We start from the raw sequence: 15,886 nt of genomic DNA on the forward strand, positions 1-15,886 counted from the left end.
AACTGTTTTACTCTGTTTGGTCAAGTGTTCAAGTTGTGCGGGTTGTTCTGTTAATTGGTTTTTTAATGGAAAAGATCTTACAAACCCTAATTTCTTTAATTATATTTAATATATAAATTAACAATTTTTTTAAATGTTTATTTTTGGGTATATTGTGATAATTTGTTTTGGCATTTTTTTCCAAACGATTTCAATATTTATAATTAAATCGGAATTCTGGTTTATCATATTTTAGTTGTTAAATAAAGGATTGTCTGGGGTTTGTAGGTGAACTTTTAATTAATATATTTAATTAAAATTATAATAATAAATTTGTCAAAGGATATTCCCCCTAAAATTATAAGGGGGAATTTTGTTAAAATTCACAGATAAATCCAGTCTCCCAACAATTTTTTTGGTGAACATCCCAAAAGCCAGCAGGATAACGCTTAATGTCACTTTCTATCAGCATAGGTTTTCGCCATTCGAAGCGTTTGAATCCCGCTTTATTCATTGCACTTTCATAATATTCGCGACCCCAACTGTAAAAAATGAGTGGGCTTGGTGGATCAGTGATAAACTCAGCTTCATAACGGAATCCACCTTTCCAGGGGGTTTCACTAAGAATATCGACTTCATAGGGACGATAGTTATTACGCTTATCTAATCGATAATCAGGTTCAATCGTATAAGCAACTAATTTTCCGGAAGGCTTAAGGTTATCAGCCGCTACCCTGAACATTGCATCAAGTTCTTCAATGGATTCTGCATTACAGAATAACCAGCCTGCAACAATGATGTCGAATTTTCCAAATGACTCCATTTCACTGATATTTCTAACATGAAACTTGATATCAGCCCCCTGTTTTTGTGATTCTTCCTTGGCTATCTCTATCATTTTTTCTGATATATCGACACCTACGATTTCGGAAGCACCAAGCTTTTTGAATTGTAGTCCAAAATAACCCGTGCCACAGGCTAAATCTAAGACTGATTTTCCTTGTATATCTCCGGCTAAATCCAGAATAGTTCGCATTTCAAGTATGCGTAGTGGGCCTTTATCTGAAAAGCTATTATAACGTTCTGCAATCGGCTCATAGGAGGTATCTTTTATTTGCATTACCCTATCCTCTTTTGAATAATTTAGAATGATTATGGAATTTAAGCTATTGAGGATAAGTTAGATATAATTATTTTTGTTGATTAACTATTCTATTTATAATTGCGATTTTAATTATTCCCTTAATATTTAAAATTTCTTCTTAGCTGTAACCAGAGATTTATTTTGTTTAAAATCTTGCAGGAAATTATACTCAATGAATTTCAAGTTGCTGCGTAGCAAAAACGCAGCAACTTGAAAAATTAAGTAAATACAGTAGCGTTGAAGTCACTGGTAGAAAAGGCTTATGGAAGCTGGCAGATAAGTCCGGCGTGCATACAATTTTTCTGATAATTATCCCAGAAACTAGGAGGGTAACTTTCTATATCACTTTCTAATAAGATAGGTTTTATCCATTCTAATTGACTGAAACCAGCCTTATGAATCGCATTCGCATAAGTTTCACGACTCCAGCGATAGAAAGTTAACTGTATCGGAGGTGTGGTAATAAATTCGACTTGATGAATAAATCCACCTTGCAATGGTTCTTCAGTGAGAACATTCAGACCATAGTTATGGCAATTTCCTTTTGTTAATTGATAATCGGGTGAAGCCATATAAGCTATTAGCCTGCCAGAAGGTTTTAAATGGTTAGCAACAGAACGAAACATACTTTCGAGTTCTTCAATTGATTTTGCATAGTGAAATAAAAATGTTGCGGTGACAATATCGAATTTTTCAAATAATTGCATGTCACTTACATTGGCTACATGGAATTCAATTTTATCCTCATATAGCTTTGATTTTTCTCTGGCTAGCTCGATCATCTTTTCGGATATATCTATACCAACGACTCTTGATGCACCAAGGTGGTATAGTTCACGACCAAAATAACCATACCCACAAGCTAAATCTAGGACTGATTTTCCCTGAACATCACCAACCATATTAAATAATGCACGAACTTCTACTTTGCGTTGCGGGACAGAATTGTAGAAGTTTTCATAATTTTCTCCGATGTGATCATAGTGTATTTCTTCTTGCATAATAATGACTCCTTTGTTAATGGTTAGGATGTTAATTGTCGTTGTTTTATATTCTTACACCTCGGTTAAGTACAGTAAAATAACAATCTAACATGAGAAATAATTATTTTTATCATTGGAGGAACTATTATTATTTTATAAAAAATAAAAATAGGACTGACTAGTAAACGCGTTTTTTCAGAAAAGTGAATTTGATTATAGTAGGCTATTAGGTTGATTTAGAATTGTTAAATAGGATCTTTCTTTTATACCCGCCATTTTTTAAGTTCCAGTTAAGATAATTCCCCGTACTTTTACGGGGAATTATTTTGTTAAAATTGACAAACAAGCGCTGTATCAAGGCAGTTTCGTTGAAAATCATTCCAATAACCGGGGGGTTGACTGACAATATCACTTTCCATCAGCATCGGTTTATGCCATTCAAAGTGTTTGAAACCCGCCTTATTGATAGCATCTTCATACTGTTCACGGCTCCAGCGGTACATTGTGAAAGGACTGCGGGGAGTGGTAAGAAATTCAGCTTTCACAAGCGTCGTATCTTTTACTGCCTCTTCACTAAGTACTTTTATGGAGTAATTCATGTAATTGCCTTTTTCCAATCGGAAGTCGGGTTCAAATGTATAAGCTACAAATTTACCGGAAGGCTTAAGATGATCGGCAATAACACGAAACATTGTGCTAAGGTCTTCAAGTGATTCAGCATGACAGAATAACCAGGCTGCAACAATGAGATCATATTTTCCGAATGACTCCATTTTGCAGACATCTCTTATGTGAAATTCAATACCATCGTTATATTGTTGCGATTTATTTCTGGCAATTTCTATCATTTGATCAGATATATCGATACCAATAACTTTTGAAGCTCCGAGTTTTTTAAATTTCCGACTAAAAAGACCATATCCACAGGCTAAATCTAACACTGATTTCCCTTGTACATCACCGGCTAGATTAAGGATAGTACGAATTTCTACGTCGATGTGGGGGGTTGAGTCTGAAAAGCTTTCATAAAGATGTGCAATCGGATTATATAAAATATTATCGGTCATTACTTTTATCCTTAATTAAATTCAAAATGTTATATTTACTTGTTTAATACGGGTGTAATAGTTAATAACTGTTTTTTATCAGTATATATTAAGAGGTTGTCAGTGGAACAGGTATAACTATTTTTATACTGGTTATACTTTTTAGGAAGAGTAAAAATAAAAATGAAATTATTTTTGAATGGACTGATTTTTCAGTAATTTTGAAAGAATATTATTTTTATCAACCCACATTCGGTGGGTTGATATCATCATTATTCTGTTCCTAAAAATCGATGAATTACCCTGAGCACAGTTTCAGGTTTTTCTGCGTGAACCCAATGTCCACAACCGGCTACAACCCATGCTGTAGCTTGTGGAAACTGGCTGCTAATATCGTCCCGATATTCTTCAGTGATGTAATCAGAATTTCCACCACGAATAAACAGGGCAGGTTTGTACCATGCAGGAATAATTTCCCAACCGATAATTTTTTCATATTCTTTTTGCAAAACAGGCAGATTGAATTTCCATTTCCCCTGGCGGAATGATTTCAGCAAAAACTGAATAACACCATCTTCCCGAATATCCTGACGCATGATGTCTGCCGCTGTCTGCCGGGTTTCTGTTCCTGCTTCTATAACTTTGTTCAGTGCTGAGAAAATATTGTCGTGACGGCGGATTGCATAAGCAACAGGAGCCATATCAATAACTATAATTTTCTCAATGCGTTCTGGTGCAACCGCTGTCATGGTCATGGCGATTTTTCCGCCCATGGAATGCCCGATGATTGTAGCTTTTGGCACATTAAGCTCATCAAGGAGAGTCAAAACATCCTGCGCCATATCGTGGTAATCCATGTTCTCAATTCGTGGTGAAATACCGTGGTTACGCACATCGATTTGAATCACCGGATAATATTGCTGTAAATCGCGCCCCAATATCCCAAGATTGTTTAAATCCCCAAAAAGGCCATGAATCAAAACAATGGGCGTGGGTGATTTCGGATTTTCCGGTGTGTGAAAATGATAATTTAATTGACTATTTGACTTCATGATTTGCCTGAACTTAATGTCATTTATGCAATGTTTAATATTGAGATGCTTAATATCATGACACGCGGTCAGTGACAAATCCAATGGGATGAAAATGAGATGAAATAGTTGTAACTGATTGATTTATTTTAAAGGAAAAGTCACTTTTTTAAAAATTACTAATTTTAGAAAGAGTCACTTTAAGTTATTGAAAGTTTAATTGTTTTGTTTTTTGGCATTATATCTTATAATCGCAAGATAATTTTTTCATTAAGAACAGTACTGGATAGAAATGAAAACGATAGAAGTTGATGAAGACCTTTACCGCTTTATTGCAAGCCAAACTCTGCATATCGGTGAAAGTGCATCTGATATTTTACGGCGCATACTGAAATTGGACGCCGGGCAGCCAGTACAAATTACACCGCCTGCCAATGATCCCGCACCTGCTGTTAAAACTCCCGTATCCCGCTCCCGTGATGCTGTTCGCGTTGTTCGCGAGCTATTGCTTTCCGACGAGTATGCAGAAAAGAAAAAATCTGTTGAGCGCTTTATGCTGATCCTGTCTACGCTGTATAGTCTGAACGGTGAGAGTTTTTCTAAAACAACAGAAGCGATGCATGGCCGTACCCGCACCTATTTTGCTGGAAATGAGCATACATTACTGGCCAGTGGCAAGCAGACCAAGCCACGTCATATCCCCGGCACTCCTTTCTGGGTTATTACCAATACTAATACTGACCGTAAACGCAGCATGATCGAATATGTTATGCAGGATATGAAGTTTCCGGCAAATTTGATTGAAAAAGTGTGCGGCACTATTTAGTTTAGTTAGCAGCTCTAATCCGCTGAACTTATTTATACTGCGCTGGCGGGTAAGCCAGTGCAGTCTCTCAGGAGAAATAAAGTGGCAATTCACCCAAGAGCTGGGCAACTTGCCCAGCAGTACGATTTAATTAATGTTGCTCAGCTCACATCACAGTATTACACCCTACAACCACACCCTGAAAATCCGACACACAAGGTCAAATTTGGTACTTCTGGTCACCGTGGCAGTTCTGGACGCAACAGTTTTAACGAAACTCATATTCTGTCTATTACTCAAGCGATAGTGGAAGTCCGTTCGCAGCAGGGGATTACCGGGCCATGCTATGTGGGTAAAGATACTCACGCACTTTCTGAAGCGGCTTTTATCTCTGTATTGGAGGTATTAACGGCGAATGGTGTAGATGTGATTGTGCAGGAAAATAACGGTTTTACACCAACGCCGGCTATTTCTCATGCCATCTTATGTTATAACCGTCAGGGAAAAAATCTGGCTGATGGAATTGTGATCACGCCATCGCATAACCCGCCAGAAGACGGTGGTATTAAATATAATCCACCTAATGGAGGGCCTGCCGATACTGATCTTACTGCCATTATTGAACGTCGTGCCAACGAATTACTGGCAGGTGATCTTAATGGCATTAAGCGATTGCCTTATGAACAGGCATTGAAAAGTGAATATTTGCATCCTCAGAATTTAATTGATCATTATGTCACCGCATTAGGCGAAGTTGTCGATATGGCTGCTATTCAGAAAGCGGGGCTGAAAATTGGGATTGATCCATTAGGGGGTTCCGGTATCGCTTATTGGCAGCGGATTGGCGAGTACTACAATCTCGATTTGACACTGGTTAATGATAAAGTCGATCAGACATTCCGTTTTATGACACTGGATCATGACGGTGTGATCCGCATGGATTGCTCATCCCGTTGGGCAATGGCGGGTTTGCTGGAGTTACGTGGTAAATTCGATCTGGCCTTTGCCAATGATCCTGATTATGACCGCCATGGGATTATCACACCAGCCGGCCTGATGAATCCTAACCATTATCTGGCAACGGCAGTGGATTATTTATTCCGCCACCGCCCACAATGGTCTGAAAAGGTTGCTGTAGGCAAAACGTTGGTTTCCAGCGCCATGATCGACCGCGTTGTTGCTGATTTAGGCCGTGAATTGCTGGAAGTTCCTGTCGGCTTCAAGTGGTTTGTAGATGGGCTATATAAAGGCGAATTGGGCTTTGGTGGTGAAGAGAGTGCTGGCGCATCTTTCCTGCGTTTTGATGGCACACCGTGGTCAACCGATAAAGACGGCATTATCCTTTGTTTGCTGGCGGCTGAAATGACCGCAATTACTGGTGAGAACCCACAACAGCGCTATGACAAACTGGAAGCTCGTTTTGGTACGCCAAGCTACAGCCGCATTCAGGCAGCAGCAACTCATCAGCAAAAAGCATTGCTGTCCAAACTATCACCAGAAATGGTGAAAGCCGGTACATTGGCAGGTGATCCAATCACTGCTCGCCTGACAACCGCATCGGGGAATGGTGCTTCTATTGGTGGTTTGAAAGTGATGAGTGATAACGGTTGGTTTGCTGCCCGCCCTTCTGGAACGGAAGAAGCCTATAAAATCTATTGCGAAAGTTTCCTCGGCGCTCAACATCGAGAGAAAATTGAGCAAGAAGCGCAGGAAATCGTTAATCAGGTATTTGCTGCAGGTTAATTAATTCCTGACTTAAACAGTGAAAGCCGCAGCAGTTGCTGCGGCTTTCACTGTTTTGATGTCCCTGACGTTTGGATTACCCCAAAGCAACCATCAAAACACCTATGTTAATCAATGTGATACCTGTGACTGCTACCAAAGAGTTTTTCTCACTAAATAAAATTACTGCCAGAATGACCGCAAATACCACGCTTAATTTATCGATGGGAGCCACTCGGGAGACATTGCCATGTTTGATCGCGAGAAAATAAAACAACCAGGAGAGAGCACCAGCTATCCCGCTTAATAGGATAAACAGTAGTGCCTTGCGATTGGCGAGGATTTCGCTGATAAGATTTAACTTTCCTTGCACAATAACAACTCCCACCAGAAACAATGCCATAATGACTGCACGAATGGCGGTTGCTGTATTGGCATCCAGATTCTGTAGCCCAATTTTACCAAAGATAGCTACCAGTGCTGCTGTTAGTGCGGAGAGTAAGGCATAAATCAACCATGTACTCATATGCAATTATCCTATGTGTTCCAATTCATCCTTTATTCTCCTCCCATATTTATTGATAAAAGGATGAGGTAAGAATGTTCAATACAATATTTAATTATTATTCCCATTTTTATTAAAAATAAAATGGTCGATGTTATCTTTTTTGTTAAAAAGGGTTGGCAATGACACCTCACTTTTGGAAAAAGATTTATCTTATTTTATTCAATGGATTACTTATTTTATTACTTGTAAGTTGCTCCCAAAACAAAAATAATTTTTTCAATATTCAGGAGAAACCGATGGTACAAAATTTGAATCAGGTATTGGATGGGCAAATTTATCGGCAGACTGAAGCCTCTGACTCAGAACCAGAAATTTCTCAGGCATCTGCACATTGGGTTGATAGACAAACATTATTATGGCCGGAGGGTGCTGGTCAGCCCATTGTCCGCTTATACCATAATCAAAACAAAAAAGTAGAAACCAATGAACAAGGTTATTTTACTGATAACTATCTGATACTCACACCGACAATTTTGAGTCAGGAAACCGCAAGAAAGTTTCCTCATTTGGCTGAATGGACAGCATTCGGCTTGCCGGAAAATGTGGAAATTGATCGGCTGCTGACAGGGGATTTAGTGGTTCTGGCTGCTAATAAGCAAGGTGAATTACTTTCATCGGCTCAGGTTCAGACAGCGGGAGTGCTGGATGACCGTTTTGCTGATGCTGCTGAAACATTAAAATATGGTGCATTAGTCAGTGATAAGGGAATACTTTTCCGCCTTTGGGCACCTAGTGCGCAAGAGGTCAATATATTAATTTATAATCAAAACAAACAGATTATTGCTAATCATGTAATGCAACGTGACGCAGCAAGTGGCTCTTGGTCATGGCAGGGTGATAGAGCATTGATGGGTTCCTATTACCGCTATGCGTTAACTGTGTACCATCCCCAATCCCGCAATGTTGAACATTATGAGGTTACTGATCCCTATTCGTATAGTTTGTCCACCAATTCGGAATATAGTCAGATTGTCAATCTGGATGATGGAGCATTGAAACCGCAAAACTGGGATAATTTGCTTACTCCACACTCGCAAAACACACCCGCAAATATTGCGCGTATGACCATTTCTGAAGCGCATATCCGTGATCTTTCTGTTGCAGATAACACGATCCCGGAAACTTGGCGTGGTAAATATCTGGCTCTGACTGCCAATAACAGTAATATGTTCAAGCATCTAAAAACGCTCGGGCAGTCAGGGATAACCCATCTGGAATTGTTACCTGTATTTGATATCGCCTCCATTAATGAATTTAAAGACAAAGTGGCTGATATTGATCATCCATTTAGTCGTTTGTGCCAGATTAACCCGATAGTGAAAAATAGCCGTTTTGCTGATTATTGCCAGAGTTCATTGACGGTAAGAGAAGTTTTGCAACTATTGCAACCCATAGACGATATCAATAACCCGCAAGTGCAAGAATTGAATGCGATGGTGGCAAATACAGACTCCTATAATTGGGGTTACGATCCATTTCACTATTCAGTGCCGGAAGGCTCTTATGCCACTGATCCAGAAGGTTCAGGGCGCATAAAAGAGTTTCGTGCAATGGTGCAGGCTATCAAACAGCAATTAGGTATGAATGTGATTATGGATGTTGTTTACAACCATACTGATGGTGTTGGTCCGACATCCCGAACATCGGTACTGGATAAAATAGTACCTTGGTATTACCACCGTTTGGATGAAATAACGGGTCAGGTTGAAAAAAATACCTGCTGTTACGACACCGCGCCGGAGCACCGAATGTTCGCCAAACTTATTGAAGACTCACTGGTGACTTGGGCTAAAGACTATAAAATTGATGCGTTCCGGTTCGATTTAATGGGATATCACCCTAAAACACAAATTCTATCAGCACTGGAAAAAGTCCGGGCCGTTAATCCATCAGTCTATTTTTTCGGTGAAGGCTGGAATTCAGGACAGGATGCCCGGTTCGAAACCGCCTCACAAATTAATCTTAGGGGGACTAGCATAGGTACTTTCTCTGACAGATTGCGGGATGCAGTACGGGGGGGTGGGCCGTTTGATTTTGCCGATAATATCCGCACCAATCAGGGTATTGGTAATGGTGCAGGAACATTGCCTAATGAAATTTCGCGGTTAGATGCAAATGAAGTACGCCATTTATTGGATCTTGTGCGTCTTGGTATGATCGGCAATCTGGCTGATTTTGTCATGATTGACAAAGACGGGGCAGTGAAAAAAGGTCATGAAATTGATTATAAAGGCGTTATTGCAGGATATGCGTCAAATCCCACTGAAGTACTTAACTATGTATCCAAGCATGATAATCAGACATTGTGGGATATCATTAGCTACAAGGCTGCATATCAGGCAGATCTGGCAACACGGGTACGTATGCAGGCAATCTCTCTTGCCACCGTATTCCTTGGGCAAGGGTTGGCTTTTGACCAACAAGGCTCAGAGCTATTACGCTCAAAATCGTTTACCCGTGATTCTTACAATGCGGGTGATTGGTTTAATCGTGTTAGCTATGACTATAAGGATAATAATTATGATGTGGGAATGCCGGAGTGCAGCAATGATGGTAAAAATTATCCGTTGATTAATCGTGTGAAAAATTGGGTTCAAAAACCAGCCCGAAGTGAATTATTGCAAATGATGGCCTTTTATCAGGAATTATTGCGTTTACGTCAATTTTCACCATTGCTGGCTCTTGGTGATGGGGCTGCTGTTAAGCAACGTATTGATTTTTTGAACGTAGGCCCGCATCAGCAAATCGGGTTGCTGGTGATGACTATTGACGACGGTAATACGACCTTTCACGATCGTGATTGGCGATTTGATGGCTTGGTCGTAGTTATTAATGCTGCCCCGTGGTCTGTTGCTGTCAAAGAACTTAATATCAATGGATTGAAGTTAAATGATATTCAGCATGAATTGGGTAGTAACTCTCTGGCTGCGGGAGTGCAAATAAAGGGAAATGGTGAGGTTATCATGCCTGCATGGTCAGTAGCAGTATTGGTTTTACCACAGGAAGGAATTCGAGGAAAAGGGATACCTGTCCGTAAGAAATAATGCCTATACCTGCGCTTTTCACATTGTAGCGGCCAAATTTGTAGCGGTGAAATAACTCAGGGGATAAGGTTAATCAGATTGGGTACCTGAAAAGTGAGTGATGGAGTTGAATTGATTTGCTCTAGAGTGATGATGAGTATTGTTTTTGTCTGTACTTATATGCCCTCTAGAGCATATTCAATTTTTGGTGGCTCTTCCAACGGTAAGACAAAGTGAAAACTTGCCCCACCTCTTTTATTGTTAGTCACCCATATCTTGCCACCATGAATCTCAATAATGGCTCGACAGATGGCTAATCCCAACCCAACACCGGGTATGGCAGATTCTTTACTGGTGCGCGAAAATTTATTGAAAATAAGTTGTTCTTGCCCTGATGGAACTCCAATTCCAGCATCCCAGACTTCAATATGTATTTGTTTTTGTTCAATGGTGGCTTGTATGCCCAAGAGTGTTTGTTCATGAGTATATTTAATGGCATTTTCCAGTAAATTGATAAAAACACGTTCCAGTAAGGTTGCATCGCAATGCAAGAATAAATTGGCAGGTAGGGAAAGTTCTACATTGTAGCGTTGGAGGCTATATTCCAATGAACGTAAAGCACTGCTGACAATTTCTTTCAGCGGATACCATTCAAGGTTAAGCTGAATCCCCCTCGATTGGATGCGTGCCATATCCAGTAGATTATTAACCAGCCGAAACGTACTGAGAATTTGCTGGCGAATTTGGTTAATTTGTTTAGTGTGTGGTGAGTTTTCAGCAGATAAATTTAACATTAATATTTCTGTTTGCCCAAACATAACGGTCAATGGAGTACGTAGATCATCGGATAATGCTGCCAGCAGAGAATTGCACAGTTGCTCTCGTTCAGTTTCCAGTTTGGCAGATTCTGCGCTGCGTGCCAGATGTAATCGCTCCAGTGCGTTGGCAATAATACCTGTGAATGTTTGTAATAATCGTTGTTGTTCCGGCACCAGTAATTGGCGCAGGTTAGAAGATTCTATCGCAAGAACAGCGAATACCTGAGAAGGTGTAGTGATGGGAAGTAATTGGTAAGGCACTCCCGGTAAAGTGTCAGTACCAGCCCCAGCAGGTTGTTTTTTGTCAAAACACCATTTTGCGATAGCTTCATCGATTTGCATTTGGCCACCGTTATTGGATTTTACCTGATATAAACGATGGTTGCTGTCTGGTAGCAACAGTCCGGTTTTTGCCTGAAAGCTATTGGATAGAAAGTGATAGCTGATACGGGCTACATCTTCTTCATTCAGCGCTCGGCTAAGTTCCCGGGTAATTTCATACAGGTACCGAGTTCGTTGTTCTCGATGGCGGGCAACTCTGGCCTGATAGCGTATTCCTGCGGTCAGGTTTCCTACGACAACGCCCACAATCAGCATGACAGTAAATGTGAGCAGGTATTGCATTTCCTTGACTGACAATGACCAATGCGGTTGGACAAAAAAGAGGTCAAAGCTAACAACATTGATAAAAGCAGCAAAGACTGAAGGCCAACGGCCGTAAAATAAGGCGATGATGACAACGCCAAGCAGGTAGAGAGTGACCAGATTGGCTTTATCAAGGGTAAGCAAAAATGTTCTCGAAAAGAAAGTGGTCAAAGTGCAGAGCACGATGGCCATAATGAAGCCCTGGATCGGCACTCGCCATTTTTCATGGAATGGGCGGGTATCTCTGGATTCTTTATCCCAAGGTTTCCGGTCTTTCAATGCAACAATAATTAAGTCCAGATCAGGGCCGAGTTTACCCAGTCTTTCAGCAAAGTCAGGTCGCCATTTATAACCAAATAATTTTGAGTATGCACCGTAATAACGGCCAATAAGGATTTTGCCCAGATTATGTTCTCTGGCATAGCGCAGGATGGCTTTTTCTTCATGGGAATCGGAGAGCGTTGCAGTTTCTGCGCCCAGATCTTGCGCCAGTTTCAATGCATTTAAAATGGTACGCCGTTTGCTCTCTGGCAGGCGGTGTAATTTGGGAGTTTCAACATAAACAGCATGCCAGACACAATCTAACTTTGCTGCCAAGCGAGCTGCTGTCCGGATCAATTTTTCATTGCCTGCATTGTAGCCAATGCACAAGAGTAAATTATCCCGCGTATGCCATACGGGTTTTTGTCCACGGGTATCACGAAAAGCACGCATTTGATCATCTACGCGGTCTGCCGTGCGGCGTAGTGCTAATTCGCGCAACGCAATCAGGTTTCCTTTCCGGAAAAAATGTTCAATGGCACGCTCAGCCTGACCAGAAATATAGACTTTGCCGTCTTTAAGCCGCTGGCGCAGGTCATCAGGAGGGAGATCGACCAGAACCACATCATCGGCCTGATCAAATATATGATCGGGAATAGTTTCGCGGACGCGAATACTGGTAATTGCCCCGACAACATCGTTCAGGCTTTCCAGATGTTGCACGTTGATTGTGGTCAGCACATCAATGCCTGCTTCCAGTAGCTCATCCACATCCTGCCAGCGTTTGGGGTGCCGACACCCCTTAGGATTACTGAATGCCAGTTCATCCATCAGAATAATGGCAGGATGACGGGCAAGGGCACCATCAATATCAAAGGCTGTTACCCTGCGGTCATGATGGTGAAGATATTTTGGCGGTAATTGAGGCAGGCCTTTTAGTAATGCAGCGGTTTCTTGTCTTTCATGAGTTTCAACAACTCCAACAATAATATCTAATCCCTGCGCCAGCAGTCGTTGGGCTTCTTGCAGCATGGCATAGGTTTTACCAATACCCGCACAAGCACCAAAGAATATTTTGAGCTTGCCGCGTGGTTTTTTATTTGCCAGTGTCAGTAAATCATCTGGATCGGGGCGTTGAAATTCATTTTGATCCATATTTTATCTGCCTCTTGGGTGTAGATTATCAAGAGCCAGATTAAGTTCTAGTACATTCACCACGGGGTTGCCTAAATAATTCAATAAGGGATATTCAGTGTGCTTCTGAATTAATTCATTAACCGTCTTGAGTGGCAAGTGGCGGGATTTAGCAACACGTTGCGCCTGAAATTCAGCAGCTTCAGGGGAAATATGGGGATCTAGTCCACTACCGGATGCCGTTACTAATTCAACAGGGATCGGAAGGCTTTCGGGATAATTAAATAAACGTACTCGGATAATGTTTTGGTGCAATTTGTTGGTCAATACTGGATTAGTGATTGAAAGATTGCTGCCTCCAGATGCCAGAGTGTTATACGGCTTTTCGGCTGTCATAGAAGGGCGCCCATGAAAATAGATGGCCTTGGTAAAATTTTGACCAATTAACTTAGAACCAACCCATCTGCCATTTTGTTCTATTAATGACCCTTTAGCTTGGTGGGGAAATAAGGCTTCAGATATTCCTGTCACCAGTAATGGATAGGCAATACCCGTGATTATTGTAAGAAATGTCAGCAAAACAATCGAAGAACGTAACCAAATCATTTTTATCACCTTATGTACAGGCTTAGTTATTTAACAATAGGTTATTTTAGAACTAATACAGTTAGCAGCATATCAATGAGCTTGATGCCGACAAAGGGAACAAGCAAGCCACTGAAACCATATATCCATAAGTTTCGGCGCAGAAGTGATAATGCATTCATTGGCTGGTAACTGACACCTTTTAAAGCTAAAGGAAGCAGGAAAATGATGATGATTGCATTGAAAATAGTTGCGGACAGTATTGCCGAACCCGGTGAATGAAGATGCATTAAGTTCAGGGTATTAAGCTGGGGATACGTCACGGCAAAGGCTGCGGGAATGATGGCGAAGTACTTGGCAATATCATTGGCGATACTGAACGTGGTCAAAGAACCACGGGTCATCAACATCTGTTTACCAATATGCACAACTTCAATCAGCTTGGTGGGATTAGAATCCAAATCCACCATATTGCCCGCTTCTTTTGCAGCCTGCGTACCTGAATTCATCGCAACAGCAACATCTGCCTGCGCCAGTGCTGGCGCATCATTTGTACCGTCTCCCGTCATGGCAACCAGACGCCCTTCGGACTGATATTGGCGGATAAGAGCCAGTTTCGCTTCCGGGGTCGCTTCTGCCAGAAAATCATCAACACCCGCTTCGGCTGCAATCGCAGCAGCGGTCAGGTGGTTGTCCCCTGTAATCATGACGGTCTTTATGCCCATTTTGCGCATTTCACTGAAACGTTCTTTGATTCCGCCTTTGACTATATCTTTCAGGGCAACAACTCCCAGAACTTGCTGATTTTCAGCAACAACCAACGGGGTTCCCCCTTTGTGTGCAACTTGTTGTACTAAAAGATCAATGGCATCAGGGAATTGACTGTGGTTAGCTTCAATATAACGACGAACGGCATCAACTGCGCCTTTGCGAATCATGCGATTGCCAATGTTGACCCCGCTCATGCGTGTCATGGCTGAAAAAGGAATAAATTTGGCATTCAGTGCCAGAAGATCGCGTTCACGCATATTAAAACGCTGTTTTGCCAAAATCACGATACTGCGTCCTTCCGGTGTTTCGTCAGAGAGAGAAGATAGCTGGGCTGCATCGGCCAACTGTTGTTCTGTTACGCCGGGAGCGGGTAAAAATTGAGATGCCTGGCGATTCCCCAGCGTGATTGTTCCGGTTTTATCCAGTAGCAGAACGTCCACATCGCCAGCGGCTTCAATGGCGCGCCCACTTGTGGCGATTACATTGGCACCCAGCATGCGGCTCATGCCTGCAATGCCAATTGCAGAAAGTAACCCACCAATGGTGGTAGGAATAAGGCAAACCAGCAGGGCAACAAGCACAGTGAGTGTGAGAGGAGCACCGGATTGGTTGACATGAACACTGAAGAGGGAAAAAGGAAGCAGGCTTATACAGACGAGCAGGAAAATAATGGTCAATGCAATAAGTAAAATGGTGAGAGATATTTCATTGGGTGTTTTGCGCCGTTTGGCACCCTCGACCATTGAAATCATCCTATCCAGAAAAGTATCTCCCGGATTGACGGTACATTCGATAATCAGCCAATCTGATAAAACCCGGGTGCCACCAGTAACTGAGGAAAAATCTCCCCCAGATTCGCGGATAACCGGAGCAGACTCTCCTGTAATGGCACTTTCGTCAACGGAGGCACCTCCTTCGAGGACTTCACCATCACAGGGGATAATTTCGCCGGTTTCTACCAACACAATATCGCCTTTGCGTAAAATATCAGAAACCACCTTTTCTTTTGCGGCTTCACGATTGGGCGATGTCAGTTTGGTTGTCCAACTGGTTTTTTTTACGTCTTTTAGGCTGGATGCTTGCGCCTTGCTGCGTCCTTCCGCCAAGGCTTCTGCAAAATTGGCAAATAGCACAGTAAACCATAGCCAAAGGGCAATTGAGCCAGTAAATAAAGCGTTGCCGGTGAGCTGCCCCACTAATATTCCAATCCATAAGGCGGTAGTCAGGCAGCTTCCCAGATAGACAACAAACATAACGGGATTACGCCATTGGAGAGTGGGATGACATTTTTTTAGCGAATTGATAAGTGCATGGTGAATCAAAGTCGGTTCAAATAATGCTTGTTGTTTGTTTTTCATAAGTTACCTCACA

The 15,886-nt window shown here is 41.7% G+C and carries 11 protein-coding genes; 3 read left to right on the forward strand and 8 right to left on the reverse strand.

All coding sequences use genetic code 11. The features are described from left to right. Positions 1-355 precede the first annotated feature (355 nt). The 4 genes from AACQ81_RS12300 to ybfF form a co-directional block, all read right to left on the reverse strand. The gene (locus AACQ81_RS12300; RefSeq protein ID WP_237387464.1) at positions 356-1,099 is read right to left on the reverse strand and encodes a class I SAM-dependent DNA methyltransferase; all 744 of its coding nucleotides are present in this window, start codon (positions 1,097-1,099) and stop codon (positions 356-358) included. A gap of 284 nt (positions 1,100-1,383) precedes the next feature. Continuing rightward, a complete protein-coding gene (locus tag AACQ81_RS12305; RefSeq protein ID WP_237387465.1) occupies positions 1,384-2,124 on the reverse strand; it encodes a class I SAM-dependent DNA methyltransferase in 741 nt (246 codons plus the stop codon). A 311-nt stretch (positions 2,125-2,435) separates the two neighbouring features. Further along, positions 2,436-3,173: a class I SAM-dependent DNA methyltransferase gene (locus tag AACQ81_RS12310; protein ID WP_237387466.1), complete on the reverse strand. Its 738-nt coding sequence runs from the start codon at positions 3,171-3,173 to the stop codon at positions 2,436-2,438. A 251-nt stretch (positions 3,174-3,424) separates the two neighbouring features. Beyond that, the gene (gene ybfF / locus AACQ81_RS12315; RefSeq protein WP_237387467.1) at positions 3,425-4,204 is read right to left on the reverse strand and encodes an esterase; all 780 of its coding nucleotides are present in this window, start codon (positions 4,202-4,204) and stop codon (positions 3,425-3,427) included. A gap of 271 nt (positions 4,205-4,475) precedes the next feature. Between ybfF and seqA the strand changes: the two genes are divergently transcribed. Next, complete coding sequence (seqA, locus tag AACQ81_RS12320) at positions 4,476-5,009, forward strand: replication initiation negative regulator SeqA (protein ID WP_237387468.1); 534 nt, start codon at positions 4,476-4,478, stop codon at positions 5,007-5,009. Positions 5,010-5,090: 81 nt separating this feature from the next. Continuing rightward, positions 5,091-6,731: a phosphoglucomutase (alpha-D-glucose-1,6-bisphosphate-dependent) gene (gene pgm, locus AACQ81_RS12325; protein WP_237387469.1), complete on the forward strand. Its 1,641-nt coding sequence runs from the start codon at positions 5,091-5,093 to the stop codon at positions 6,729-6,731. Positions 6,732-6,807: 76 nt separating this feature from the next. Here the strand turns inward: pgm and AACQ81_RS12330 are convergent, their stop codons facing one another. Beyond that, complete coding sequence (locus tag AACQ81_RS12330) at positions 6,808-7,236, reverse strand: EamA family transporter (protein WP_237387470.1); 429 nt, start codon at positions 7,234-7,236, stop codon at positions 6,808-6,810. 278 nt (positions 7,237-7,514) lie between these two features. Here AACQ81_RS12330 and pulA point away from each other — a divergent pair, with 278 nt between their 5' ends. After that, complete coding sequence (gene pulA / locus AACQ81_RS12335; protein WP_237387471.1) at positions 7,515-10,322, forward strand: pullulanase-type alpha-1,6-glucosidase; 2,808 nt, start codon at positions 7,515-7,517, stop codon at positions 10,320-10,322. A 155-nt stretch (positions 10,323-10,477) separates the two neighbouring features. On the opposite strand, the gene kdpD is transcribed toward pulA, so the two are convergent. Genes kdpD through kdpB form a run of 3 tightly spaced genes read right to left on the reverse strand, consistent with a single transcriptional unit; the run spans position 10,478 to position 15,873 of the window. Continuing rightward, on the reverse strand, positions 10,478-13,180 hold the full coding sequence (kdpD, locus tag AACQ81_RS12340; protein ID WP_237387472.1) for a two-component system sensor histidine kinase KdpD: 2,703 nt from the start codon (positions 13,178-13,180) through the stop codon (positions 10,478-10,480). Positions 13,181-13,183: 3 nt separating this feature from the next. Next, positions 13,184-13,765 carry a potassium-transporting ATPase subunit KdpC gene (gene kdpC / locus AACQ81_RS12345; RefSeq protein WP_237387473.1) on the reverse strand — a complete coding sequence of 194 codons (582 nt, stop codon included), beginning with the start codon at positions 13,763-13,765 and terminating at the stop codon, positions 13,184-13,186. A gap of 41 nt (positions 13,766-13,806) precedes the next feature. After that, positions 13,807-15,873, reverse strand: coding sequence for a potassium-transporting ATPase subunit KdpB (kdpB, locus tag AACQ81_RS12350; RefSeq protein ID WP_237387474.1), 2,067 nt, complete (start codon positions 15,871-15,873; stop codon positions 13,807-13,809). Between the last annotated feature and the right edge of the window lie 13 nt (positions 15,874-15,886).

This window comes from Xenorhabdus sp. Sc-CR9 (genome assembly GCF_963897815.1).
In the GTDB taxonomy this organism is placed as follows: domain Bacteria; phylum Pseudomonadota; class Gammaproteobacteria; order Enterobacterales; family Enterobacteriaceae; genus Xenorhabdus.

What these genes read in the sequence shown, in the direction of transcription:
- AACQ81_RS12300 (WP_237387464.1), bottom strand. Translation starts at nt 1,099, where the DNA reads ATGCAAATAAAAGATACCTCCTATGAGCCGATTGCAGAACGTTATAAT.
- AACQ81_RS12305 (WP_237387465.1), bottom strand. Translation starts at nt 2,124, where the DNA reads ATGCAAGAAGAAATACACTATGATCACATCGGAGAAAATTATGAAAAC.
- AACQ81_RS12310 (WP_237387466.1), bottom strand. Translation starts at nt 3,173, where the DNA reads ATGACCGATAATATTTTATATAATCCGATTGCACATCTTTATGAAAGC.
- ybfF (WP_237387467.1), bottom strand. Translation starts at nt 4,204, where the DNA reads ATGAAGTCAAATAGTCAATTAAATTATCATTTTCACACACCGGAAAAT.
- seqA (WP_237387468.1), top strand. Translation starts at nt 4,476, where the DNA reads ATGAAAACGATAGAAGTTGATGAAGACCTTTACCGCTTTATTGCAAGC.
- AACQ81_RS12330 (WP_237387470.1), bottom strand. Translation starts at nt 7,236, where the DNA reads ATGAGTACATGGTTGATTTATGCCTTACTCTCCGCACTAACAGCAGCA.
- pulA (WP_237387471.1), top strand. Translation starts at nt 7,515, where the DNA reads ATGGTACAAAATTTGAATCAGGTATTGGATGGGCAAATTTATCGGCAG.
- kdpD (WP_237387472.1), bottom strand. Translation starts at nt 13,180, where the DNA reads ATGGATCAAAATGAATTTCAACGCCCCGATCCAGATGATTTACTGACA.
- kdpC (WP_237387473.1), bottom strand. Translation starts at nt 13,765, where the DNA reads ATGATTTGGTTACGTTCTTCGATTGTTTTGCTGACATTTCTTACAATA.
- kdpB (WP_237387474.1), bottom strand. Translation starts at nt 15,873, where the DNA reads ATGAAAAACAAACAACAAGCATTATTTGAACCGACTTTGATTCACCAT.